Origin of the sequence: Furfurilactobacillus rossiae, assembly GCF_013394005.1 — a bacterium.
GTDB classification, from domain to species: Bacteria; Bacillota; Bacilli; order Lactobacillales; family Lactobacillaceae; genus Furfurilactobacillus; species Furfurilactobacillus rossiae.
This window is the reverse complement of the sequence record NZ_CP040586.1, coordinates 1,113,506-1,136,001: the sequence shown is the minus strand read 5'-3', so window position 1 is coordinate 1,136,001 and position 22,496 is coordinate 1,113,506. Positions and strand designations below refer to the sequence as shown.

The 22,496-nt window shown below is 44.8% G+C and carries 25 protein-coding genes and 1 tRNA gene; 8 read left to right on the top strand and 18 right to left on the bottom strand.

Annotated features, from left to right (window positions below):
• Positions 1 to 26: 26 nt before the first annotated feature.
• Positions 27 to 1,502: an MATE family efflux transporter gene (locus LROSL1_RS05315; RefSeq protein ID WP_178913966.1), complete on the bottom strand. Its 1,476-nt coding sequence runs from the start codon at positions 1,500 to 1,502 to the stop codon at positions 27 to 29.
• Positions 1,503 to 1,669: 167 nt separating this feature from the next.
• On the opposite strand from LROSL1_RS05315, the gene LROSL1_RS05310 reads away from it, so the two are divergent.
• Positions 1,670 to 2,023, top strand: coding sequence for a DUF1516 family protein (locus LROSL1_RS05310; RefSeq protein WP_017261643.1), 354 nt, complete (start codon positions 1,670 to 1,672; stop codon positions 2,021 to 2,023).
• 177 nt (positions 2,024 to 2,200) lie between these two features.
• On the opposite strand, the gene LROSL1_RS05305 is transcribed toward LROSL1_RS05310, so the two are convergent.
• The 7 genes from LROSL1_RS05305 to folB form a co-directional block, all read right to left on the bottom strand.
• On the bottom strand, positions 2,201 to 3,748 hold the full coding sequence (locus LROSL1_RS05305; RefSeq protein WP_178913965.1) for a UDP-N-acetylmuramoyl-L-alanyl-D-glutamate--2,6-diaminopimelate ligase: 1,548 nt from the start codon (positions 3,746 to 3,748) through the stop codon (positions 2,201 to 2,203).
• A gap of 145 nt (positions 3,749 to 3,893) precedes the next feature.
• Positions 3,894 to 5,054: a dihydropteroate synthase gene (gene folP / locus LROSL1_RS05300; protein WP_178913964.1), complete on the bottom strand. Its 1,161-nt coding sequence runs from the start codon at positions 5,052 to 5,054 to the stop codon at positions 3,894 to 3,896.
• 14 nt (positions 5,055 to 5,068) lie between these two features.
• Positions 5,069 to 5,662, bottom strand: a complete 594-nt coding sequence (locus LROSL1_RS05295) for a non-canonical purine NTP pyrophosphatase (protein WP_178913963.1) — start codon at positions 5,660 to 5,662, stop codon at positions 5,069 to 5,071.
• Positions 5,655 to 6,992, bottom strand: coding sequence for a bifunctional folylpolyglutamate synthase/dihydrofolate synthase (locus LROSL1_RS05290; RefSeq protein WP_178913962.1), 1,338 nt, complete (start codon positions 6,990 to 6,992; stop codon positions 5,655 to 5,657). Before LROSL1_RS05290 ends, LROSL1_RS05295 begins: the two co-directional genes overlap by 8 nt.
• Complete coding sequence (folE, locus tag LROSL1_RS05285) at positions 6,973 to 7,554, bottom strand: GTP cyclohydrolase I FolE (protein WP_161001484.1); 582 nt, start codon at positions 7,552 to 7,554, stop codon at positions 6,973 to 6,975. The genes LROSL1_RS05290 and folE overlap by 20 nt, the downstream gene beginning before the upstream one ends.
• Before the next feature lie 91 nt (positions 7,555 to 7,645).
• Positions 7,646 to 8,119: a 2-amino-4-hydroxy-6-hydroxymethyldihydropteridine diphosphokinase gene (folK, locus tag LROSL1_RS05280; protein WP_225440574.1), complete on the bottom strand. Its 474-nt coding sequence runs from the start codon at positions 8,117 to 8,119 to the stop codon at positions 7,646 to 7,648.
• Positions 8,120 to 8,121: 2 nt separating this feature from the next.
• Positions 8,122 to 8,487: a dihydroneopterin aldolase gene (folB, locus tag LROSL1_RS05275; RefSeq protein WP_017261636.1), complete on the bottom strand. Its 366-nt coding sequence runs from the start codon at positions 8,485 to 8,487 to the stop codon at positions 8,122 to 8,124.
• Positions 8,488 to 8,867: 380 nt separating this feature from the next.
• On the opposite strand from folB, the gene LROSL1_RS05270 reads away from it, so the two are divergent.
• The 3 genes from LROSL1_RS05270 (at position 8,868) to LROSL1_RS05260 (ending at position 10,844) form a co-directional block, all read left to right on the top strand.
• Positions 8,868 to 9,071 (top strand): hypothetical protein, encoded by a 204-nt coding sequence (locus LROSL1_RS05270; RefSeq protein ID WP_178913960.1) that lies wholly within the window; start codon positions 8,868 to 8,870, stop codon positions 9,069 to 9,071.
• An 875-nt stretch (positions 9,072 to 9,946) separates the two neighbouring features.
• Positions 9,947 to 10,162 carry a hypothetical protein gene (locus LROSL1_RS05265; protein WP_017261634.1) on the top strand — a complete coding sequence of 72 codons (216 nt, stop codon included), beginning with the start codon at positions 9,947 to 9,949 and terminating at the stop codon, positions 10,160 to 10,162.
• On the top strand, positions 10,149 to 10,844 hold the full coding sequence (locus LROSL1_RS05260) for a CPBP family intramembrane glutamic endopeptidase (protein WP_178913959.1): 696 nt from the start codon (positions 10,149 to 10,151) through the stop codon (positions 10,842 to 10,844). The genes LROSL1_RS05265 and LROSL1_RS05260 overlap by 14 nt, the downstream gene beginning before the upstream one ends.
• Positions 10,845 to 10,923: 79 nt before the next feature.
• Here the strand turns inward: LROSL1_RS05260 and LROSL1_RS05255 are convergent, their stop codons facing one another.
• The 9 genes from LROSL1_RS05255 to LROSL1_RS05215 form a co-directional block, all read right to left on the bottom strand.
• Entirely contained in the window at positions 10,924 to 11,220 is a 297-nt protein-coding gene (locus LROSL1_RS05255; protein WP_178913958.1) for a PspC domain-containing protein, read from the bottom strand.
• A 42-nt stretch (positions 11,221 to 11,262) separates the two neighbouring features.
• Positions 11,263 to 12,183 carry a DUF4097 family beta strand repeat-containing protein gene (locus tag LROSL1_RS05250; RefSeq protein ID WP_178913957.1) on the bottom strand — a complete coding sequence of 307 codons (921 nt, stop codon included), beginning with the start codon at positions 12,181 to 12,183 and terminating at the stop codon, positions 11,263 to 11,265.
• Between the two features lie 2 nt (positions 12,184 to 12,185).
• Positions 12,186 to 12,821, bottom strand: a complete 636-nt coding sequence (locus LROSL1_RS05245; RefSeq protein WP_178913956.1) for a DUF1700 domain-containing protein — start codon at positions 12,819 to 12,821, stop codon at positions 12,186 to 12,188.
• A complete protein-coding gene (locus LROSL1_RS05240; RefSeq protein WP_017261629.1) occupies positions 12,811 to 13,161 on the bottom strand; it encodes a PadR family transcriptional regulator in 351 nt (116 codons plus the stop codon). Before LROSL1_RS05240 ends, LROSL1_RS05245 begins: the two co-directional genes overlap by 11 nt.
• Before the next feature lie 232 nt (positions 13,162 to 13,393).
• Positions 13,394 to 14,146, bottom strand: a complete 753-nt coding sequence (locus tag LROSL1_RS05235) for a potassium channel family protein (protein ID WP_178913955.1) — start codon at positions 14,144 to 14,146, stop codon at positions 13,394 to 13,396.
• A gap of 90 nt (positions 14,147 to 14,236) precedes the next feature.
• A tRNA-Leu gene (locus LROSL1_RS05230) sits at positions 14,237 to 14,320 on the bottom strand.
• Positions 14,321 to 14,438: 118 nt separating this feature from the next.
• Positions 14,439 to 15,845, bottom strand: coding sequence for a hypothetical protein (locus LROSL1_RS05225; protein ID WP_178913954.1), 1,407 nt, complete (start codon positions 15,843 to 15,845; stop codon positions 14,439 to 14,441).
• A 219-nt stretch (positions 15,846 to 16,064) separates the two neighbouring features.
• Positions 16,065 to 16,673, bottom strand: coding sequence for a hypothetical protein (locus LROSL1_RS05220; RefSeq protein WP_178913953.1), 609 nt, complete (start codon positions 16,671 to 16,673; stop codon positions 16,065 to 16,067).
• A 5-nt stretch (positions 16,674 to 16,678) separates the two neighbouring features.
• Positions 16,679 to 17,503, bottom strand: coding sequence for a Cof-type HAD-IIB family hydrolase (locus LROSL1_RS05215; RefSeq protein ID WP_178913952.1), 825 nt, complete (start codon positions 17,501 to 17,503; stop codon positions 16,679 to 16,681).
• A 238-nt stretch (positions 17,504 to 17,741) separates the two neighbouring features.
• Between LROSL1_RS05215 and LROSL1_RS05210 the strand changes: the two genes are divergently transcribed.
• The 3 genes from LROSL1_RS05210 (at position 17,742) to LROSL1_RS05200 (ending at position 20,002) form a co-directional block, all read left to right on the top strand.
• The gene (locus LROSL1_RS05210; protein WP_178913951.1) at positions 17,742 to 18,704 is read left to right on the top strand and encodes an NAD(P)-dependent oxidoreductase; all 963 of its coding nucleotides are present in this window, start codon (positions 17,742 to 17,744) and stop codon (positions 18,702 to 18,704) included.
• Positions 18,705 to 18,834: 130 nt separating this feature from the next.
• Positions 18,835 to 19,224, top strand: a complete 390-nt coding sequence (gene mscL / locus LROSL1_RS05205; protein WP_017261624.1) for a large-conductance mechanosensitive channel protein MscL — start codon at positions 18,835 to 18,837, stop codon at positions 19,222 to 19,224.
• Between the two features lie 142 nt (positions 19,225 to 19,366).
• Positions 19,367 to 20,002 (top strand): deoxynucleoside kinase, encoded by a 636-nt coding sequence (locus tag LROSL1_RS05200; protein ID WP_017261623.1) that lies wholly within the window; start codon positions 19,367 to 19,369, stop codon positions 20,000 to 20,002.
• Positions 20,003 to 20,076: 74 nt separating this feature from the next.
• On the opposite strand, the gene pepV is transcribed toward LROSL1_RS05200, so the two are convergent.
• Positions 20,077 to 21,492, bottom strand: a complete 1,416-nt coding sequence (pepV, locus tag LROSL1_RS05195) for a dipeptidase PepV (RefSeq protein WP_178913950.1) — start codon at positions 21,490 to 21,492, stop codon at positions 20,077 to 20,079.
• Positions 21,493 to 21,637: 145 nt separating this feature from the next.
• Here pepV and LROSL1_RS05190 point away from each other — a divergent pair, with 145 nt between their 5' ends.
• Entirely contained in the window at positions 21,638 to 22,480 is an 843-nt protein-coding gene (locus LROSL1_RS05190; protein ID WP_161001538.1) for an NAD(P)H-hydrate dehydratase, read from the top strand.
• The last annotated feature ends 16 nt before the right edge of the window (positions 22,481 to 22,496 follow it).

Here is a 22,496-nt window from a genome sequence, read left to right as displayed (position 1 = left end):
GGATTTCAAGTCTTATGTTTCGAACTTTAACTATCCTGCTTCGTACTGTGTTGTCCAGCCCGGCTTAACCCGTGCGGGGCTTGTGTCGAATTTGGGACACTGATTTCTGTGTGATTACCCGTCCCGGATTCCGCCGTCACTTGTTTAGCCTGCTCATTTTGATCATGCATGTATTGTAAATTATGCAACTGTCGAATAGCACGCAGGTAAGACGGAATCAAAACGATACATGATCCTAGCCAAGCCAGTGGCTCCGCTGATACGGCCCCGGCGTAGCCCAAAGGTCCAACAAGGAAAAAGGCTGTAAAAGAACGCATAACGAGTTCCGCAATGCCGGCAAAGGTCGGCATTGCTTGCTGACCAACACCTTGTAACGTGTTACGAATAATGAACAATACGGCCAGTAACACGTATGAACTGGCAATCACGTTGAAGTACGTTTGCGACAGCCTCATAACGGCTGGGTCATGTCCACTAATAAAGAGGCTCACTAACGCCTTACCGAAGATAATTTCCAGCGCACCAATTACAATCGCAAATGAGCTGGATAAAATCAGCGTCTGACGAACACCTTTAATAATTCGGTTATACTTACCAGCCCCAATGTTTTGAGCCGCAAACGTCGCCATAGTTACCCCAAATGATGACATCGGCATTGTAGCAATTTGGTCAATTTTGCTAGCAGCTGTTGAAGACGCAACTGAAGCGGTTCCTAAACTGTTTAAAGCCGCCTGCATAACGATGGCACCGATCGCAATAATTGACATCTGAAAGCCCATCGGTAACCCCGTTGCAAAATGTTCCCACAATTGACCGGCTCCGGCACGCATGTCCTGACGGTTGATCCGCAGCAATGGCACATGGCGCCAGATGTAAATTAAACATAAACCGGCTGATATAACCTGAGAAATAACGGTGGCCAACCCTGCACCAGCAACGCCCATATGAAAAATTAGAATAAACACTAATTCTAACACAACGTTGACGACCGTCCCGACGATCAAAAAGTATAACGGAGTCCGTGAATCCCCTAGACCACGAATCATTTTTGATAACAGATTAAAGGCAACGGAGGCGAAAATGCCAGCGAAAATGATGGAGATAAAGATTAAGGCATCGTGATAAATTGCTGCCGGCGTTTGCATCAGATGCAAAATTGGATGAACAAATGCCAACGAGAGCACTGTCAGAACAACAGTTACAAACAGACTGATCCAGATGCTTGCCGCAAAACTTTCACGAACGCCCTTCAAGTCCCGTGCACCAAATCGCTGTGCTGTCACAATCGATAACCCAGCCGTCAAACCCTGGGCAAACCCAATGATTAGAAAACTTATGGACCCAGTTGAGCCAACTGCGGCCAATGCGTTGACGCCCAATGTTTGACCAACGACCAGCGTATCTGAAATGTTGTATAATTGCTGAAATAAATTACCAATAAGTAGGGGCATCGTGAACAAAAATATTAATTTGATTGGATTCCCCTCAGTTAAATCGTGCACGTGACCCCTCCTTAAAATTGTCAGGCCTGCTCATTTTAGTGATGCATGTTAAGGCCTGTATAAGCATTGATTGTACCGCTTAACGACACGGTTTAACAATGCTAAGATAGCTTCAGTTTCATGTCAAGTTGATTCACTCAAAAAACTTGATTCAGAAAGGAAAAAATATGAATTTTTTAATTGCCAGTCATTTTTGGATTGCCATTTTACTAGTTCTGACAGTTCTCGCTGGCGTGTTCAGTAAAACAGAAAAGCGCGTTAAATGGTGGCTGATGTGGAGCAGACTACTCTACATGGTGATGATTATCACTGGTTTCATTGCTGCCACCAAGACCTGGTCAACGGTTCCCATCCTCACAATTTTAAAAGGTATACTGGCAATTCTGCTTATTGGCGTCGTTGAAATCGTCTTCGCCAGAAAGCAAGAAACCCACGTCACTCCTTGGTTGTATGTCGTCTTAGGTTTGCTGTTTGTCGCCACCATCATCCTTGGCTACACCATTTACAGTTTGACTGCCTAATTATCAGAACACAAACAATCCTTACCATGACAAACAAAAAACTCATTTTCATTTATCATGGCATATAAAGACAGCTCACATTTTTGAAGTGAGCTGTCTTTTTTGTCGCTATCTTATCTTCAATGGGCAACAACGGCCCAAGATTTTAGCAATGTTAATCCTACAACAGAGATAAAATTACGCTTCAATATCTGCAATTACTTGTTTGGCAACAGCCATGTCAGTTGGATATGGTGTGTCCACTCCGCGAATCTTTTGATAAGGATCCTCACCTTTTGCTGCCAACACAACGACATCGTCGGCATGACTATCACTAATGGCTTCACGAATGGCAGTTGGCCGATCAATCTGAACGTGAACATCAACCCGGTTATGATCAATATGTTCATCAATCTGTTGGGCAATGTCAGCGGGATTTTCAAAACCAGGATCATCAGCGGTTAAGTAAGCCACGTCAGCCTCTTCATTCAACGCTTTACCGAAACCTTCTCGGCGCGAAATGCCCTTGTCACCAGGACTGCCAACCACCACAATGATTCGGCTATCAGCATACTGCTTCCGCAAGAACGACAGCAAAGCCTTGACGGATGCGTAGTTGTGGGCGTAATCAACGAACACCATCCCGTGATTCTTGGTGGCGACCGATTCAAACCGACCAGGGACCGTGATATCTGGCAATGTTTGTTGAGCCTCATTAGCTGTCGCGCCAGCTAGACCAGCGGCAATGAGTGATGCCACCGCGTTATTCTCATTGTAATCACCGGGCAACGCCAGTTGATACTCACCATCTAAATTCAGTTTGGCTGGCGCTAGATCCGTATGCGACACCGTAAATTTGGCATCCTTCAGAGTATCTTCATTGCTGTGGTAACGAAAGTCGATTGGCACATCAATGCTTGGCTTGTAACCATCACGAGCATACAGATAGATATCCTCAGGTTCCGTCGTTGCCTTAGCAGCCATATAAATATCTTCTAAGTGATCCGTTTCTGCATTGATAATGCACTGCCGAGAATTGACTAAGAGCTGTAATTTACAGTGCAAATAGTCAGCAAACGTTGGGTGCTCGTTGCGCCCAATATGATCTGGCGTGATGTTTAAAAAGATCCCAACATCATACTTCAAGCCATACACACGGTTCTTCTTGTACGCCTGTGAAGACACTTCCATGACCAACGTCGTCATGCCAGAATCAACGGCTTCACGCATATCATGGAACAAATTGAGTGATTCAGGCGTCGTAAGATCAGACTTGAATTCTTGCTCTGGTTTTGGTCCTAAAATCCGGTCAATCGTTGAAAACAATGCGGTATGTTTATTCGTCGTCTGTTGCAGAATGCCTCGCGTAAAGTATGCAGAGGTTGTTTTCCCCTTCGTCCCTGTGAACGCCACAATAAATAGATCATCTTGTGGGTAGCCAAAAAAGGCAGCGCTCAGCAGCGACATTGCCTTTTGGATATCTGTCACGATAAAGCCAGTGGCCTCGCACTGCTTAGCCGCAACTTCTGATACATAGGCTGTAACACCGGCATCAACCGCCGTAGTTAAATACTCTGGCTTGAAGTTACCCTTACAGAAGAATAAACCATTCGGCTTTGCCGTTCGTGAGTCGTATGTGACATCGGTCACTACTAACTGATCATTGGCATTTATCACGTTGGTCAACAAATGGTGCTCACGTAAAATCGTCAAAATTTCTGATGCTGATAATTGTAATTTCGCCATGCGTTCCCAAACTTCCCTTTATCTTTCTTGAATATCCAGTATACACCAGAACTATCAACCAACGCCGCCATTTTTTTGAACAGCTAAACCTTTGACTAAACCTTAATTATTCAGTCTCAGTTACGACATTGGCAACAATCAAAAGCTACTGATGCATTTCTGTTCTGTCTGGGAACCAATAGCTGTCCTCGATCGTATCCAGCAATGTGACTAACTGCTTCGTTTCTTCAATGTCGTGAACCCGTAAAATACGACCACCGTGCAGATACATATAGGCTTCGGCAATTAACGTCACAGATAGACGATCTTCCTTTGCCAAACCGAATAGTTTATGACCAAAGCCCTTTCGCGAAATGGCGATCATAATTGGCCGTTCAAACGGCAAAAACTGGTTGATGTTGCGCATCATGGTGAAATCCTGGTAACCATCAGCCACTTTGGCGTACCCAATCCCTTCATCCAGAGCAATCCGCTGTTCATTGATACCAGCGTGTTTCAGTGCATCCAAATTTGTTTTAAAGAAATCTGTCATTGCCGTCGTTAAATTATCGTATTCGCGGGCACGACTTTCATGCATCGTTAACAAACCAACATTACTCGAAGCGAGTAGCGGCAGTTTGTCAGAATTATCAGTAAAGGCGTTAACGTCATTAATGATATCAACCCCTTCGTCCAATACCGCCTTCATCACCGGTAACTTATAAGTATCAACCGCGATTCCCAAATCAGGATATTGCGCCTTAATGGCCTTAATATAAGGCATAACCCGTTGAATTTCAGTTTCAGGCGTAATCTCCGTAAAGTGTGGTCGCGTCGTCTGGCCGCCAATTTCAACCACGGGCACACCTGCCTGGGCAAACTCACCTGCCCGCTTCAATACAGAATCCATATCATGGTAGCGGCCCCCATCGTAAAATGAATCAGGACTGACGTTTAAAATTCCATAGATCAGTGGTTTGGCGGTCACATTAAAATCAAAACGCCCTGCTTGCCAATGAATTTCATGCTGCTGCCGAATCGTGCCGACGCCTTTTGCCAGCACATTGTTATCAAACTGACGACTCAATTGCTGTTCCAAAACTGGCAAAGCGGCTTCACTAATCAATGTTTGCACATTATTACCAGCCACTGTGACTACGGCATCAAGATTGCCCATCAAGTTGACCAGTCTGGTTCGATTATCCGTATTGTCGAATTCAAACATCAATGCCAACTGACGCTGATGTTTGATGGCATCCAGCAAAGCGGCCTCGGCCAGACCATTAGTTTGACTGAGGTCGTCAGCATTTATTTCTGTAACTTTCATGTCGTATCCTCCCACTATCGTAACTCTGCCAATAATTTAGGTACTGCAATGCCTCTTGGTGTAAACGGAATGCGCGCCTGATTCGGCAGTTGAGCTAGCGTCAGTCCTGTTTTAGAATCCCACATAATTCGATCAAAGCCGACACTATACTGACCGACTGGCACAAACGGAATCTGGAACCGGCGCTGCCCTGTCGACGTGAGCCACTGACCATCATGACTAAGTACTGTCAGCGTTGTCGTCAACATCGCATGGCGATTCGTTTGTGTGCCCAATAAACGCAGAATGTAACGATTCATGGCCGCATCATCATGCGCATGAGCGGACAGTTCGCGCATCGTTGTCACCCCAAAGTGGTCTGGCAATGCGTCGACAAACAGGCCACTGTCATCGGCCACGACGGTCGCTTCTGGCAAGCGTTGTTGAATAAACGTTGCCTTGCCTTCAGCATTGTTTTTGAAATCAGCGGTCCCTTCTTTGGGAAATTGTAATCGGCCAAGATAAGTCCAGTACGGGCGAATCGTCTGACCAAAAAAGGCAAACGTCCGTGCCAACTCGGCAAATTTTTGTCGATTGTTGGTTGCTGCGACAAATAGTGGATTAGTCATTTAAACCAGCCTCCCGCAACGCCCGGATAAGGTAAAAGCTCCCCGTCACAATCACTGGTGGTTCAACGTTACGTTTGCGCAAACAAGCTAAAGCATCACGCGCAGTGGCCGTTGAAAACACCGCTACGTCATTTAACTGTAGTTTGGCCAATGTATCACCCACCATCTCAGTTAATGCATCAATCGGTAGTGCTCGCTGATGCTGGTCTGGAACCGTTAACACGACTTGCTTGGCTAATGGCAGCAATTCTGCCAGCATTCCCGCCACGTTTTTATCCGCTAAAAAGCCAAGTACAAACGTAAACCGACGGGTTGGCGCCACCTGCTTTAACAACCGAACCAGCGATTGAATCCCATCTGGATTATGCGCACCATCGACCAACAATCGGGGATGTTTATCGGTCGCCGCTAGCGTTGTCAGTCGCCCAGGCAAGGCTGCCTGATTAAAACCCGTTCGCACGGCATCTTCATCAATGCGGCTGTCATGTTCGGCAACTTGTTTTAGCACCGTCAGTGCAGTGGCCGCATTAGCTAATTGATGCTGCCCAGCCAAATTAAGATGAACCTGATGCCAAATGGTCTTGCTGGACCAGTGAACATCCACCGTTGTGCCATCCAGGCCAAATTGAGGATTATCAAACCATGTCTGTTTACTGGCTAGCATCACCGGCACGTGAGCACGCTTAGCAGTTTGTTCAATAACCGCTTTTGCATCATCACTTTGACCAGGCGCAATCACTACTGTCGTGTTTGGTTTGATAATGCCCGCCTTATTTTGCGCAATCTTTGCAATCGTGTCGCCTAAGATGCGGGTATGGTCCAACGCAATGTGCGTAAACACACTGAACCGTGGGGATATAATCGCATTAGTAGCGTCCATCAAACCACCGAGGCCAGCTTCGATAATCATCCAGTCCACGTGCTGTTCAGAAAACCACGCCAACGCAATGACAACCTCCCACTCAAAAATGGTTAGTGATGAGTCATCCGGCACAATTTTTCTGACGATCGGCAACAGTGTCTGATACAAACGGACAAAAACTTCTTTGTCAATCATCTGCCCGTTAATCACAATTTGCTCGCGCTGATCAGAGATGGCTGGGCTCGTAAACACGCCGACTTTATGACCAGCAGCAATCAATGTATCTGCCATCAACGTCACCGTTGATCCTTTGCCGTTTGTGCCAACCACGTGAATAATTGGCGCCTGCGTATCGGGTTGTCCAACCGCTGCTAATACCTGACGTAACAGCGGCACACGATCCTCGTCGCCCGCAAGCATTGCTTGATTCATTTCATTAATTAATGTCTCATACGTTAATGTTGCCATGTTCGGCCCTCATTAAAAATTCCTGGCGTAATGCGTTATTTGTTTTAAACTCACCCAAATATGTCGCTGTCTGCGTGACAGAACCCGTCTTGTTAACGCCGCGCATTTCCATACACATGTGTCGCGCAGCAACGCTGACAGCCACTCCAGCCGGCTTCAAAATTTTTTCTAACTCAGCAGCCACCTGGTTCGTAATATTTTCTTGCACCGTTGGTCGGCGGCTGACGTAATCAACGAGCCGAGGAATCTTGCTAAGGCCGATGATAGTCCCGTTTGTGGGCACATAGGCAACACTGACACGGCCAAAAAATGGTAGTAAATGATGTTCACACATCGAATAAAACGGAATTTGGCCGACGACAACCATGTCGGCGTTATCCTCTTCATGAAATAACTTGTAATCCTTAAATGTCGGTTGTTCCAGCGAAGAAAACATCTCTGCATACGCACGTGCCACCCGTGCCGGCGTTTCGACAAGGCCAGCCCGGTCTGGATCTTCCCCTACTGCAGTTAAAATTTGGCGGACAGCGCCTTCAATTGTGGCTTGTTGTTCATCTGTCATTAATGCGTGTCTCCTTTAAAACAATTTCTAAATAACGAACTTATGTAAGATTGTTAGCCTAATGACTAACAATGCTGATAATTCAAAGATGTTACGATAATTTGTTGATTTGTTGATGATCGTCCGTTTCAGCTAACCAATCACTGACCTGTCTCTGAATTGCGCGATCATCCCCACTAATTTCTAAAATCGGTTCGAGCACAAACCGCCGATTTGGTGCTTCCGGATGTGGCACTGTGAGCGTTTTCGTATTGATGTGTTCATCACCATAAAAGATGATATCTAGATCCATTGTGCGTGGCCCCCAATGGATGAAACGATGACGGTGCTGTGCTTGTTCGATTTGATGAACCAATGTCAGCAAAGATTCTGCCGACCGTTTGGTATCAATGGCAACCGCAGTATTCAGGAAGTTGTCTTGAACTACGCCACCAACGGGTTCAGTGATATAAAAATGAGCCGTTTTCATTGAGACAGTCGCGTGATCCGCGCGCAATTGCGCTAACGCATACAATAAGTGTTTGCGGCGATTACCAACGTTTGATCCCAAACTTAAATAAGCCATAGTCACTGCGCATCACCACCAGCCACTTCAATTTCAACGTTATCAAAGATTCCGGCAATTGGGACCGAATATTTGCGCACGCGGAGTGTAACACCGGTAGCTTCAGGATATTTTTCCTGAAGCATCGTCAACGTGTTGTTAGCCAACGATTCAATTAAGTCGTAGGAATGATTTGAAACGAACGACTCAATATCATCATAAACATGCCCGTAATGAATGGTCGTTGTTAGGTCATCATCATGCACTTTTGTCTCAATTGGATAGTTCAGTTCAACGTCCATTTCCAGCCGCTGGCCCAGTTTCTTTTCTTCCGGAAAAACGCCATTATACGTATGAAATTGCATATTATTGATACGAATTTTACCCATTAAATAAGTCACGTCCTTAATTAATACGTGGTCCAATATATGATCATGAACCAACGATCGTCTGTGCGAATATCAAGTCTCATCTTATCACATGCACCATCTTAGTGTGGTGCAGTTTGTTTTATCGCCGTTAGGTCGTCATTGTTTGTTTAACAAGTTAGCAATCGAGCCCAACAAAAGTAACGTCATCCGGCCTTATTTTATCGCTATTTTGCGTGTGCTTTTCTAAATGGCGATATACTATAACCATCAGAAGGAACAAGGCTTTCACAGAGGAGCAGCGGTCATGTCGTAATCTTTAATTCCGACCGTCAACGGCGATGTTTCACATCACAATCGTTGATACCGCCATCCTGAGCGGAAGTTAGCGCAGATCAACAGTGCCTCGTGTTGAACGAGCTTGGTTGGTCGCAGCCCTGGAACGTGCTCGTTGTCTAAATCAAACGGTTAATCCGATTGTTGTCCCTATCCCTGCTGTGATGGTCAAGGGTTTCAAACGTCACGTGAATCGGCGCACGGTTCACGTCGTTGACAACCATCGTGCTGAAAGGCCACTGCTAATGAGCCATGGTGAAGGTCGCTGAGGCTCTCACGATGTTAAAACACGTTCGTTCATCAGTGGGCGGCAAAACCACTTGCTGATCAGGATTTGTCCTTCCGTGCCGCCACAGCGAAAGTTGTGGTGGCTTTTTTTGTGAGAGTGTGAACGCCCCCGATTGCAAGCCGAGCAATAACATAAATTGCCTGTTGTGAGGGCGCACTTTGCCTTTACAGCAGGCAATTTGGGTTATGCACAGGCTTGTGGGGCGTGAACACGTTTATGACAAGCCCCTGGGAGAGACCGAGCAATACTCATTTTGTGTTATGCACAGGTCTCTGGGGCTGGAGCGCGTTATCGCTATGTAGAGAGAGCATCAACACATCTGGAAGACAAAAGCTAAAACATCACCAAGTAGACAAACGTGCAATCTAGCAATTCAGTACCTTTCCCTCATAATCCACTCAATTACACAGGCACATTAATCGCCCTTCTTCTCCAAATTAGACTACACTAACCTCAAGAAGGAACACCAAGTGATGAAAGTCAGTTGAGTCGTTTGACAAAAGATCGACCACCACATGGCGGACCCGTTTTAAGCTAAACTGGCGCAACGGTTCATGTCCTGCTTAGGTAGGATGCAGGCCAATGCAATGGGTTGGCAAAGTAGCGGGCAGTATCCTTCAAATCGTACTCGGCGGACAGTCTGGCACTCATTAGGCTGCCCGCTTTTTTCTGATAAAAATTGATAGTAAGAACGATTTAACATACATAGCCAACATAGTCAGCTGGAGGGCGGCAACATTTAAACAAAACCGTGAAAGTGCTGTTAAACTGGCGAACTATGTCTTAGTCATGCTTCCATGATGTTCAAATCATCACTGTGATACAATTGGACCATCTTAATTCGAGGAGTTTGCTATGCAAAGAATTCTGTCCAGCAGCATTATCGTACTTGCCATTGTCATTTTCGGCGGCGTTGTGTGGCTCACTGAAGCCCAACACCTAACCGGCGTCACCCTTTTCGCCTTGTGGATTGGTGCGTTCATCTTAACAACCGTGTTGGTGACCCTCATCAAGGTTTGGCAGCTACGTTTGCAACAAACAAAAGACGGAGGTTCCGATGACAAACGATAATCGACCATTTTTATTTTCGTGGTTGCCGCGCGTTTTGGAAGTGGCATCACTTTGGATTATGGTTCAACTGCCTCCTACCATCTTGGCCTTTGCCAGTAAGACGACGTTTGCCAACACTAGCGGGTACATTCTCCTCGCTGCTTTCTGGGGGTCCTTCCTGATCTGCATTTGGATTGCCTACCGTCGCTTTCGCCATTGGTCTGGTGAACGGTTGTTCCATGATTTTAAGCTAAGAGACATTGGGGTCGCTATCTTGGCCTACCTGGCCATCATCTTTAGTGAAGCTATATTAATGCGCCTCCAACAGGTGCTGTACCACACGCAATCGACTGAAAATAATCAGGCCATCAGTTCCATTATGAAAACAAGTCCGGTGGCCATGGTTGGCTTCGGCGTATCGGCCGTATTGCTAACACCTTTTTTAGAGGAACTCGTCTTTCGCGGTGTCATCACCAACATTTTTTTCAAACGAAATAACCTGTGGGCTAAAGTGTTACTGTCTGGCGTGTTATTCTCCAGTGGCCACATTTCCGGCAATCCAATCAGTTTCCTGCTCTACTTTATGATGGGCGCCATTTTAGCGTTTACGTACCAAAAAACACACAAACAATTTAATTCCATCATGGTTCATTTCATGATTAACGCAGTTGCGATTACGCAACTCCTTAGCATGATGCATTAGATTCAGATCACTAAAAAAGACCGCTAACACCTGACAGTTCGTCAAGCGCTAGCGGCCTTTTTTATACGATGACAATTAATTATTGATCGTCGTGTTTCTGTTTGCTGTCTGGATCCGTGAATTCGCCATCGAATGAATTGCGATGATCGTCTTCTGTTCGTTCATAAGATGCATCTGCTGAGAAATGGTGCCCCTCAGCGTCGGGCATAACCAGCGCAGCAATCGCATAAGCAACAATCCCAGGGCCAAACGAAACGGCAATCAGAATCCCGCCGATCACCCGTGTCAAGGCGATGTCCCAACCAAAGTACTCCGCAATACCACCAAAGACCCCCGCCAGAACCTTATCATTAGACTTCGTTAATTTCTTTTTCATCGTTAATCATCCTCCCCGTTATTCGTTTGATTATCGTTAATTTCATTGTACGGAATTTTTACCGTCATTGGTAGTTAAGTGCATAATGTCTGGCACCGTTTCATTTTGTTGCAATGTGCCGCCATCTTCATTGTGTTGCTCAAACAACTTATTCTCATCGTCGCCATGAAGAATATAACCCTTATTCCGATCAGCGTTAACAATCTCATTATCGCCGTCATCGTTGGTTACATTAACGGCACCGGTAAACCCACCATTTGTCATATTGAACGTACCGTCAGTCAGTTGAATGGAACCTTGGTTCAATTGAACATCTCGTAGACTAACCGCACCGTCATCAGTTTTAATGGATGGTGTGTTTAGTGTCATCCCCGTCACATAAAGATTCCCGTCATGACTATTAACTTTCAGTGGCTGTGTGACCGTCATGTGTTCAAGCATCACGTCATCATGAGCGCTGATGCTGACTGTGTCAGATGAAACATCAGTAATCCGGATGGCGCCTTGACGTTCTTTAATACTAATGTTGTTGAGTTTAGTGCCCCGCGGAACTGTCACAACAACGGTCCGGTCGGGGTGTTTAGACTCATAGAATGTTCCAAAACCAAACGTACCTTCAGGATTGTCACCAAAACTCCAGCCGGTCATCGAATTGTCTGCACGTTTTTGTTCGATAACCAGTTTGTGCCCCACCGATCTAACTGTTGGCATGGCTTTTTTAGTACTGCTAACTTGGACACGAGCGGTGTCGCCTTCCTTGATACGAATCTGATCGCTTTTCAAGTCGACGCTTATCGCGTCAAAATCCTTCACTTTCTTGCTGACTGTTTGCGTCGTTCTTAGTTCTGGTCGTCCATGATGATTAAACGTAACGTCTTTAAAACTGTGGGTAAAAGCACCGGCAGCAACCATGATCAAACCAACGATGAGCACTGCGATGCCAATTTTTAAAGTTCTCTTCATGATTAATGATCCCCCTTCGGCTGTTGACGCCGGTTTGAAAATTTACGGTACAAGAAGCGAATAAAGTTTGCAGAAATCTGGATCAGGAAACGAATGATGTAATAGCATAACGGGATCAAAATCAAGATGACACCAACACCAGTCAGACCAACGCCCAAGTAGGCAATGCCGACAAAGAAGTTTGTAAAGACCATGTAGGCACCGGTGTACAGTGAGACGCCAGCGACCGCAATAGCACCACCAACCAAGGCCACTGCTACAACAATCCCGGACCCAATGAGTGCAACCATGACGACGACTACGGCGAACAACACGGCAACGATCGCAATGGCCGCTGGAATGGTCACCGGCGTTGACAGAATCGCCAAAATAATCATCCATACCATGTTGGCATTGGAACGTGATGTTCGTCGCTCGCCCTTTTGTTCAGCTGTCTCATTTTCCTTAATGGAGTAGTCGGCGAGTACTTTGCGAGCCAGTTGTTTCGGTGTCCCCAATTTACTAACGATGGCATCCCCCGATGTCAGGTTAGCGTCTTCCACATATTCCGTATAAAAATCCATTACATCTGAACGCTCGCTGTCACTTAAACCGTGTAAGCGTCGTTGTAGTTCTTTTAAGTAGGCGTCAGTTGTCATCAGTTGTCCCCTCCGTTTTGTTTTGCATGTGCGCTGGTGGATTAAAAATGCCATCTAGGCTGTCTTTATACGCATCCCACTCATGCAGAATCTCTTTTAACCGTTTCTTGCCGGTTGTCGTGATTTTATAGTACCGTCGATTGCGGCCTTGAAATGGTTGATCATACGTAGTCAACCACGCTTCCTTTTTTAACCGACGGAGCACTGGATACATGGTCGATTCAGAAACTGTGATTGATGATTGGATGTGTTGTGTTAATGCGTAACCGTATAGATCTTCTCGATCCAGCAACGCAAGCACCATCCCATCTAGCAACTCTGTGCTGACTTGAATGCTCATGATCCTGGCCTCCTAACTGAAGCGTTGTGTCTTTTAAACATATTTGGTCTCCTACTTTGTTTGTGACTATATTATATGTCGTATAATATAAAAGTCAACACAATATCATTCAAAAAATTGTTTCTCACTATTTCTGCGTAAAAAACTCGTGTTGAACTCACTATCGTCAACATTTAGCCTTGTTCTTTTGGAAACTAAAAAGGATTGCATCAATTATCGATGTAATCCTTAATTAGTCCTCACGTTTGATAAATGTATTTAATTCTCTGATTTCTTGTTGCATTAACTGGTTTTCTTCATGCAACTGCTTAATTTCGTGTAACAGTTCATCGTTCGAGACCGCTGTTTTACGCTGACTCTTTTTAGTGAAATAAGTCGTCAACGTACTAGTCAACATGCCAACAAAACCGACCCCAATCAGCATTAATGTAATTGCCACAATTTTGCCAATGACAGTATGCGGGGAAATATCACCGTATCCTACTGTTGTAGCGGTCGTAATCGCCCACCATAACGCATTGCCAAAGGAAATCTTTTCAACAGTGGCGTACACCGAAGCAGCAACAAGCAAAATTGCAATACTGGCATAAAGCAAATAAATGAATCCATTTGTTTGTAAGAAATTCCTAAGCTTATCCTGCAGTTTGCCAATAATACCAGCCATTCGAAATATCCGTAATAAACGAATTATCCTAAAAATACGGGCAAAACGAAACAGATTAAACACAGCATTAACGGGAATAATTGCAAGCAGATCCATTACATGCGCTTTGAAATACTGCTGCTTTGATGTTGCACTGAAAAGACCAACGATATAATCAACAACAAAAATACACCAAATGGCAGTATCAATAATTGAATATGGTGCCAAAGATAAGTTAATTTCACCAGTAAGATCGAAGAGCGTTAGCACCACAGAGATAATCGCCAAAACAATGATGAATAGCTGATAAAATTGACTAAAAATTCTGCTTTTAGATTTCATAACACACTGCTTTCTGCATAAAAAGACCGTCTCTGTATGCCAATAAATTAACACATAGAAACGGTCTTCTTATAACTGAATGTTTTCTTATGCCCCTGGCTGGATTCGAACCAGTACTCACCAAGGTGAACAGCGACCTGAACGCTGCGCGTCTGCCAATTCCGCCACAGGGGCATGTTAATGGCTATTCGCCCTCAACAAGATACTAGTTTACACGACCTCCACTCTGACGGCAAGCGCTTTTTATGCAAAACCACATTTAGGAGAACAAAAAGCTGTGTAAAAAATCTAACTAAGCATAGGCCTGTCCAGAACTTGTTATATTCCAACCGGATACATTACCGTTAGTTGCCATAACGCCATTATCGTACATATAATACCAAGCACCACCGATCCATTGCCAACCCGTAACCATGAGACCGCTGTAATTCATGTAATACCACTCATTATTGATTCGTTGCCAACCTGTGGTCATTACACCGTTGCTGGACATATAATACCAGCTACCGTTGATCCAACACCAATTCGTAATCATAAGACCACTGTAATTCATGTAATACCACTCATTATTGATTCGTTGCCAGCCTGTGGCCATTACGCCGTTACTATACATGTAATACCAGGCACCGTTAATCCACTGCCAACCAGTGGCCATTACGCCGTTGTTATACATGTAATACCAGGCACCATTAATCCACTGCCAACTAGTAGCCATTACACCGTTACTATACATGTAATACCAAGCACCGTTGATCCATTGCCACCCGGTAGCCATTACGCCATTGCTATACATGTAATACCAGGCACCGTTAATCCACTGCCAGCCCGTTGCCATTACACCGTTGTTATACATATAATACCAGGCGCCGTTAATCCACTGCCAACCAGTGGCCATTACACCGTTGTTATACATGTAGTACCAAATACCATTGATCCATTGCCAGCCTGTAACCATTACACCTGAGCCATTAAAATAATACCAAGCACCATTGATCCATTGCCAACCGTACGCTGTAGCACCATTTTGAAGCACGTATTTCCACTGATTGTTGTTATTTGACCAACCCGTTGCAGGCTCAGCAGGCCACTTTGGCTCACTAACCGTCGTCATGCTAGGTATTTGTTCAACACTCTGCGCCATCAACCAAGACGGATAGTACCATTCACTTTTTGGACCGCTTGTTAATGAAGATGTGTAGTTTGCATAATCATTAATTGCATTTATTTGTGTTTGTGTAAACTGACTACTAATTTTGGAAATCACTAACGATTGTACAAGAAAAATCGAATTCGCATTCGTTGTAACGGCAACGCTCGAAGCATCGACATACGGATTCAATAAATTTTTTCTGTGGCCAAAATCATTTTGTTTGTCAGTTGTAATCCCAACATTGTTGGAATCATCATACAAGGAAAAAAGCAAAGTTCGTGCGACTTGCTCATTCGATAAGCCATCGCTCACATTAGTCAGCTGAGCAATGTTAGAAGCCGCCATTAAATAACCGGCAGATCCTATTTCCTGCGCGTCTGTGGGATATTGCCCATTTATTTTAGAGGCGCTTGTATTAATGTGACTAATACCTGCGCCAGATGAATCATATTGAACCTGCCTGTTTACTTCGGCCACTGTGTACTCAGACAAACTTAGGCGGTTTATTCGACGAGTATCATTCTGGCCGTCCAAGTTAGTTAAATTCACTTCTCCGTTCGCCTGTCTCAATAAATTCACGTCTCTGAAGAAATCCGACTTAATTTCTGAGATGTCTTCTGAACTAAAGCTACGCGATGCATAAACTCGCTGAAGGTTACCCATAACTATTAGTAAAGATGCCAAAAACAATGAAAAGAATACCTTAACCACCAAATTTAACCTTTTGCTCAACTTCATTTTTCTCCCTTCATGATTAACACAAATCTGTTAAAAACGCTCATCCGTATACGCTTCAAACAGTGCCTGCATATTCACGCAGACGCCTGCACCAATGCGAATATAATTAATCTCATCCAGCTTCATGTCCAACTGCCAGGCGTCACTTAAATCCCACGGGTTCAAATAATTAAGGGCCAATGTGTCACCAACAAAGTCACCTAAGAAACCAGTGAAATCCGCATCCTCTGCCGTCTCGTCATCAATTTGACGTAACGTTCCAAGATTAATGATCCACTTGTGGGTAAGCGCTGCTTGCAACGCCGAGGCTAGTAAATGATCGGGATTAAGCGTCAATGTATCTGTCCACTGCGCAATCTGCCACGGATCTTCACGATGCTGAGCGATGGCCGTTTGTTGCCAAACTTCCGTGCTACGTAAATAATCTGAACGTAACAGGATCTTAGTAATAAATGCCTTCTGAATGATTTGTATGCCGTTTACAGCACCGTTAGGATCAATCACCCGCAAACACACCGAAGTCGCATCTTGAGCCATCACGTAACCGACGGAGAAGGTTTCCTCATCCATAAAATTATAAATCGCAATTAATAAACTGCGATCTTGGGCCGTAGCCAGTTGTGTCTCAATATCTGTCATTCACGTTATCCCTTCAGTACATACTCATTAACCAATTCAGCAATCGCGCCGTCATCGTTAGTGGCCTTAGTCTGTACATCAGCCTGTTTGGCAACTTCTGGAACAGCATTGGCCACCGCGACGCCAACACCAGCCGCCTTGATCATCGGCAAATCATTAAAGTTGTCGCCAACAGCCATCGTATCTTCATGATCCACACCCAGTAAATCAGCTAGTTGCAACAAGGCGCGGCCCTTGTTCACGCCCTTCTTGTTGAACTCAATGTAGCGACCAGACGAAAAGGTCACGTCCACGCCATCACCATAAGTGGCCATAACGTGGTCTGCCAGTTCGTGCTGACGCTTAACATCCGGTGTTTCGAAAATCACCTTCATAATTGGGCGATTCTTCAAAAAATCAATGTCCGGCTCTTCTAATTTGGTAAACGGAACCTGGCGAGACGCCATATAAGCGGCATCCGTTGGTGTTTGGTGATAAATATAGAGCTGATCCAATAAGTAAACATGACAACTGACGTGATCAAACGTCCGCCCGGCATCAAATACGCCTTTTGCTAAGTTAAAGGGAATGCCATTAGTCGCAATCACACGGTCATGTGCTTTTTCCAAAATAGCGGCTCCATTATAAGAAATTTTATATTGGTGCGGCTGTTGTGCTAGTCCGAGATCAACTAAATTATCCTCAAAGGATTCATAACCGCGACCTGAATTTGGTACAAAATAAACGCCCGCCTTAGTAGCAGCTTTGATGGCGTCAATGTTTTTCTGATTTAATGAACCATCCGTATCCAATAATGTTTCATCCAAATCACTCGCAATAATTTTAATCACAGTATGTCTCCCATCAGATGGGTCATCACTTTAATATGCCAAGTCTGCCCCATCACTCTTCTTAAACGTACACCCACCCGCTACTGTCATAAGCTAAAATGACGGTTGGCGGCGAGCATTACTTCTGTCACTACCATACCGAAAAAAAGGCGGTTTGACAATCATGTAAACGATTTCTAAACGGTGTAAGATGAAGTTAGTATGATTCACTATATTTGTATAGAAGGAAGTCTATGACATGGCAAACGTTTATTTATCAGCTCAATTTCCTGACAAAGCCCAGCAAATGTTGACTGAGGCTGGTTTAACCGTTAACAGTTATGACGGCAAAGGACTCGTTGATCGCAAAACACTAGCAAAGAACCTCGAAACAGCAGATTACTTAATTACCTCGCTGTCTACAATGGTCGATGCTGATTTAATCCAGGCGGCTCCCAAACTAAAATTAATTGCTAACTACGGTGCCGGTTTCAACAACATCGATGTTCAGGCGGCAAAACAGCATCGTATTCCTGTCACCAATACCCCAGTTGTCTCAACCGTTTCAACGGCAGAATTGACGGTTGCCCTGATTCTAAGCACCCTACGTCGCGTCGCTGAGGGTGATCGTTTGATGCGAACAACGGGTTTCTCTGGCTGGGCACCACGCTTTTTCCTTGGCCATGAACTCAATCAGAAGACCGTTGGTATTATCGGGATGGGTGGCATTGGTCAAGCTGTCGCAACACGCTTAAATGCATTTGGCATGCACATTATTTACACACAGCGCCACCCGTTGGCGAATGACCAGGAACTGGCCTTAAACGCAACCTACGTGACTATGCCAGAATTGTTGAGCCAATCGGATGTCGTCACCATCCATGCACCATTGACCGACAATACACATCACCTTATTGATGCGACTGCCATTTCGCAAATGAAGCCTAGAGCCGTTCTCATTAACGCTGCTCGGGGTCCCATCATCGACGAGACCGCCCTGCTTAAAGCATTACAACAACACCAAATTGCCGGAGCTGCCCTGGACGTCTACGAAAATGAACCTAAGGTTGCTGAGGGTTATAAAGCACTGGACAATGTCACTTTGACGCCACATATTGGTAACGCAACGGTTGAAGCCCGGGATGCTATGGCAACCATCGTGGCAAAAAACGTCATTGCAGTCGAACACGGTGAGCAGCCTAAGCACATCGTCAACGCTTGAGTTTACACAATTAATTTTCTAAAATTTATTTTATCGTATGTGGCAACGCCCCTTTTATGCACGCAAAATGTTCGCTAAAATATGAATTAGCGTTTGTTATTGCAATTTACATATACGGAGGAAGAGACACATGTGGAAAGAGTTTAAGGCATTTATCACGCGTGGAAACGTGATTGATTTAGCTGTTGGGGTCATTATCGGATCTGCTTTTACAGCGATTGTTAAATCACTGGTTAGCACCTTAATCAATCCGTTGATCGGAATTTTCATTGGCGGCATCGATTTTTCAAAAATGGCCTACACGGTTGGCTCCGCCAAGTTCAAGTATGGCAGTTTCATTAATTCGGTTATTTCCTTCTTAATCACCGCGTTTGTCGTGTTCTTATTGGTTAAAGCAATTAATAAGATCATGCCAAGGAAGGAAGTTACACCGAAAGAAACCAAAACTGAACACCTACTGATGGAAATTCGTGATGAGCTTAAAGCATCCAACAATCATGACGAAGGACCGCAAGCCTAAATTTTTTTATGGCGTCGAGTTCACAGCTCGGCGCTTTTTGATGGTTACAATTGACTAAGTTGTTTGCAATAGATGCAGTATGACAAGCCAAAATGTTGTACCATATGTTGTAGCGCTAAAAAACTTGAGCGAGGAGATATCCATGGTGATAATTACCGCAGGAATGATTGGGGTTGGTAAAACAACTCTTACAGGCTTAATCGCAGACCACTTACATACCAAGGCGTTCTTTGAACCCGTTGGTAACAACCCAGTGTTGCCGCTTTACTACAAGGATCCTAAACAATACGGGTTCCTATTACAGATTTTCTTTTTGAACAAACGTTTTTCAATGATCAAGAAAGCATTGGCAGATGATAACAATGTGCTGGATCGCTCGATTTATGAAGATGCCTTGTTCACCAAAGAAAATAACAAGGAAGGTAACATTTCAGATACTGAACTCGAAGTGTACCTCAACCTTTTAGACAACATGATGAATGAACTTCAGGAATTGCCTAAAAAAGCGCCTGATTTGATGGTCTACTCAGAAACCGATTTTGAGACCATCCTGTACCGAATTAAAAAACGTGGCCGTGACTACGAACAATTCGACAATGACCCTGCCCTGCGTGACTACTACTATAAAATGTGGTCAGCTTACAAAGAATGGTATCGCGATTACGACGCCTCTCCAAAAATGAAAGTTGACTTACAAAAATACAATCTTGAAGATCCTAAAAATGTCACTGAAGTTCTTGGCGAAATCGATGAACATTTGAAGAGTATCCGCAACTAAACCAAAATACCGACCAAGAAAGATTTCAACTTTCTGGTCGGTATTTTTATTACTTATGTTGTGTGAAACGCTAACTAGTCATCCGTTTGGGCGGCCAATTCAGCAATTGATTGCGCGTAAATCGCTGAAGCACGATAGATATCATCAACTGGAATAAATTCGTTTGGCTGATGCATCGTGTCTTGAACGCCAGGGAACATTGCCCCAAATGCTACCCCACGTTTCATCAAACGGCCGTAAGTGCCACCGCCCACAACTTCTTCTTTAGCTGGCAAACCGGTTTGATCATGGTAAACATTGAGCAACGTCTTTACAATGGGATCTTCTGGAGAAACGTAATGTGGTTCCATCGCGCGTCCGGCAACCGCTGTTCCATGATGCATTTCGGCACCTTTGACAACAGCAGCTGTGATTTCTTCTGCAGACGTGTTCTTTGGATAACGGAAGTTCAAGGTTACTTCACCATGATTATCCTTAAAGTTCATAATCCCAATATTCATCGATAACGCACCCATCACGTCATCAGTAATCTTAACGCCTAAATGGGCGCCAACAGTGTCGTCGTGAACATCATCTGCAATAAATTGAACAAAGTTAGCTGCCGCACCATCAAATGTTTGCGTCGCTAAGAAGGCGCCTAGATAAGTTCCAGCATTGATTCCGTTTTCAGGCCATGCGCCATGTGAGGCTTTCCCATCAACATGCAAATGAATGCCATCGCCATCAGTGGTGACTTCACCGGTAACTGGTGCTTTATCCAAAAAGGCAGTGAAAGCAGCAACAAATGCTTCATTGTCACTGCTGGTCACAACAGCATCAGCTTCAGCAGGCACCATGTTATCACGTTCACCAGAGGCAAACGAAACCAACGTGTTAACTGTATCCGCATTTTGCTCGCCCTCAAAACTAGCTTTCAGCGTGATGTTGCCTTTTTCACCGTTGATAATTGGGAATTCTGCATCAGGAGAAAAACCAAGTGTTGGCGCTGGTTCAACTTCAAAGTAACGGGTCATCCCCGTCCAATCTGATTCTTCGTCTGTGCCGACAATGAAACGAATTTTACGTTTGAGTGGCAAACCTAATTCAGAAACAATCTTCAGGCCATAGTAGGCAGCCATCCCAGGTCCCTTATCGTCAGACGCACCACGGGCGAACAACTTACCGTCTTTTATGGTTGGTGTAAATGGATCGGTATCCCAACCTGTTCCAGCGGGCATTTCGTCCACGTGTGCTAAAACGGCCAATGTTTCTTTTGCATCAGGATCACCAAGTTCAACGTAACCAACAACGTTATCAATATTTTTAACGCGGAAGCCGTCACGTTTAGCAATGCCCAAGAACGTTTCCAAGCCAGCCTTAGGACCAGGGCCTAAAGGTGCATCATCGGTGGCTTTGCTGTCATCACGAACACTGGGCACCTCCAACATCGTTTGCAGATCCGTCATTAGATCCGCTTTTCGTTTATCAACTTCTGCTTTCCAATCAGTCATGCATCGTCTCTCCGTTTCTTCATTAAGGTTGAAGCACTAGTTATAGTCTAGCATATCCACCCTCTCACGGCTCCTGTTTTAGCCCGCTGTTTTGCCAGGACATGCTATACTTTATGAAAGCGGACCAAGGAGGTTGCTTATGTCCATTCAACCAATAACAGAAACAATTTTACGTCAAACAATTCAGCCACGTCCTGAAAATAGCCATAAGGGCACATACGGCAGGTTAACTTTAGTCGGCGGTAATGCTCAATTTGGCGGCGCCATCATCATGGCAACAACTGCTGGCATCTATTCCGGCGCTGGCTTGACCACAACACTGACCGATCCCGTTAATATCACAGCGTTACACGCCCGTATGCCGGAAGCAATGGTGACCGATTTTCACGATGAGACAACCCTAACCGAATTGATCAGTAACGCCAACAGTATCGTTGTCGGCCCTGGACTCGGTTCAGATGAAGCGGGGTTAACTGCCCTTAGACGCGTGTTTGCGACCGTTCAACCACAACAATCACTCACAATTGACGGTTCTGCCATCGATTTAGTGGCCAAACACGATCTGCCATTGCCAAACGCTAAACTTGTGTTCACACCTCACGAAATGGAATGGCAACGGTTATCCGGCATCACAATCAAGGATCAAACCCCAGACAATAATCAACAAGCTGTCGCAAAACTTGGTGGCATTGTTGTCCTTAAAAAACATCATACTCAAGTCTACGCTGGCCACCAAATTTTTGAGAATCCTGGTGGCACACCTGCAATGGCCACTGGCGGAATGGGTGACACTCTGGCTGGCATGGTTGGTGGCTTCGCTGCTCAATTTGCGGACCAACTCAATGCCGTCTTGTCAGCCGTTTATATTCATAGCCAGATTGCTGACGACTTGGCGCACAACGCCTACGTTGTTCTACCGACACAAATCAGCGAAGAAATTCCTTGGTATATGAAACAATACTCGTTACCCCAATCTACTAAAATATAAAAAAAGAGCATCACTC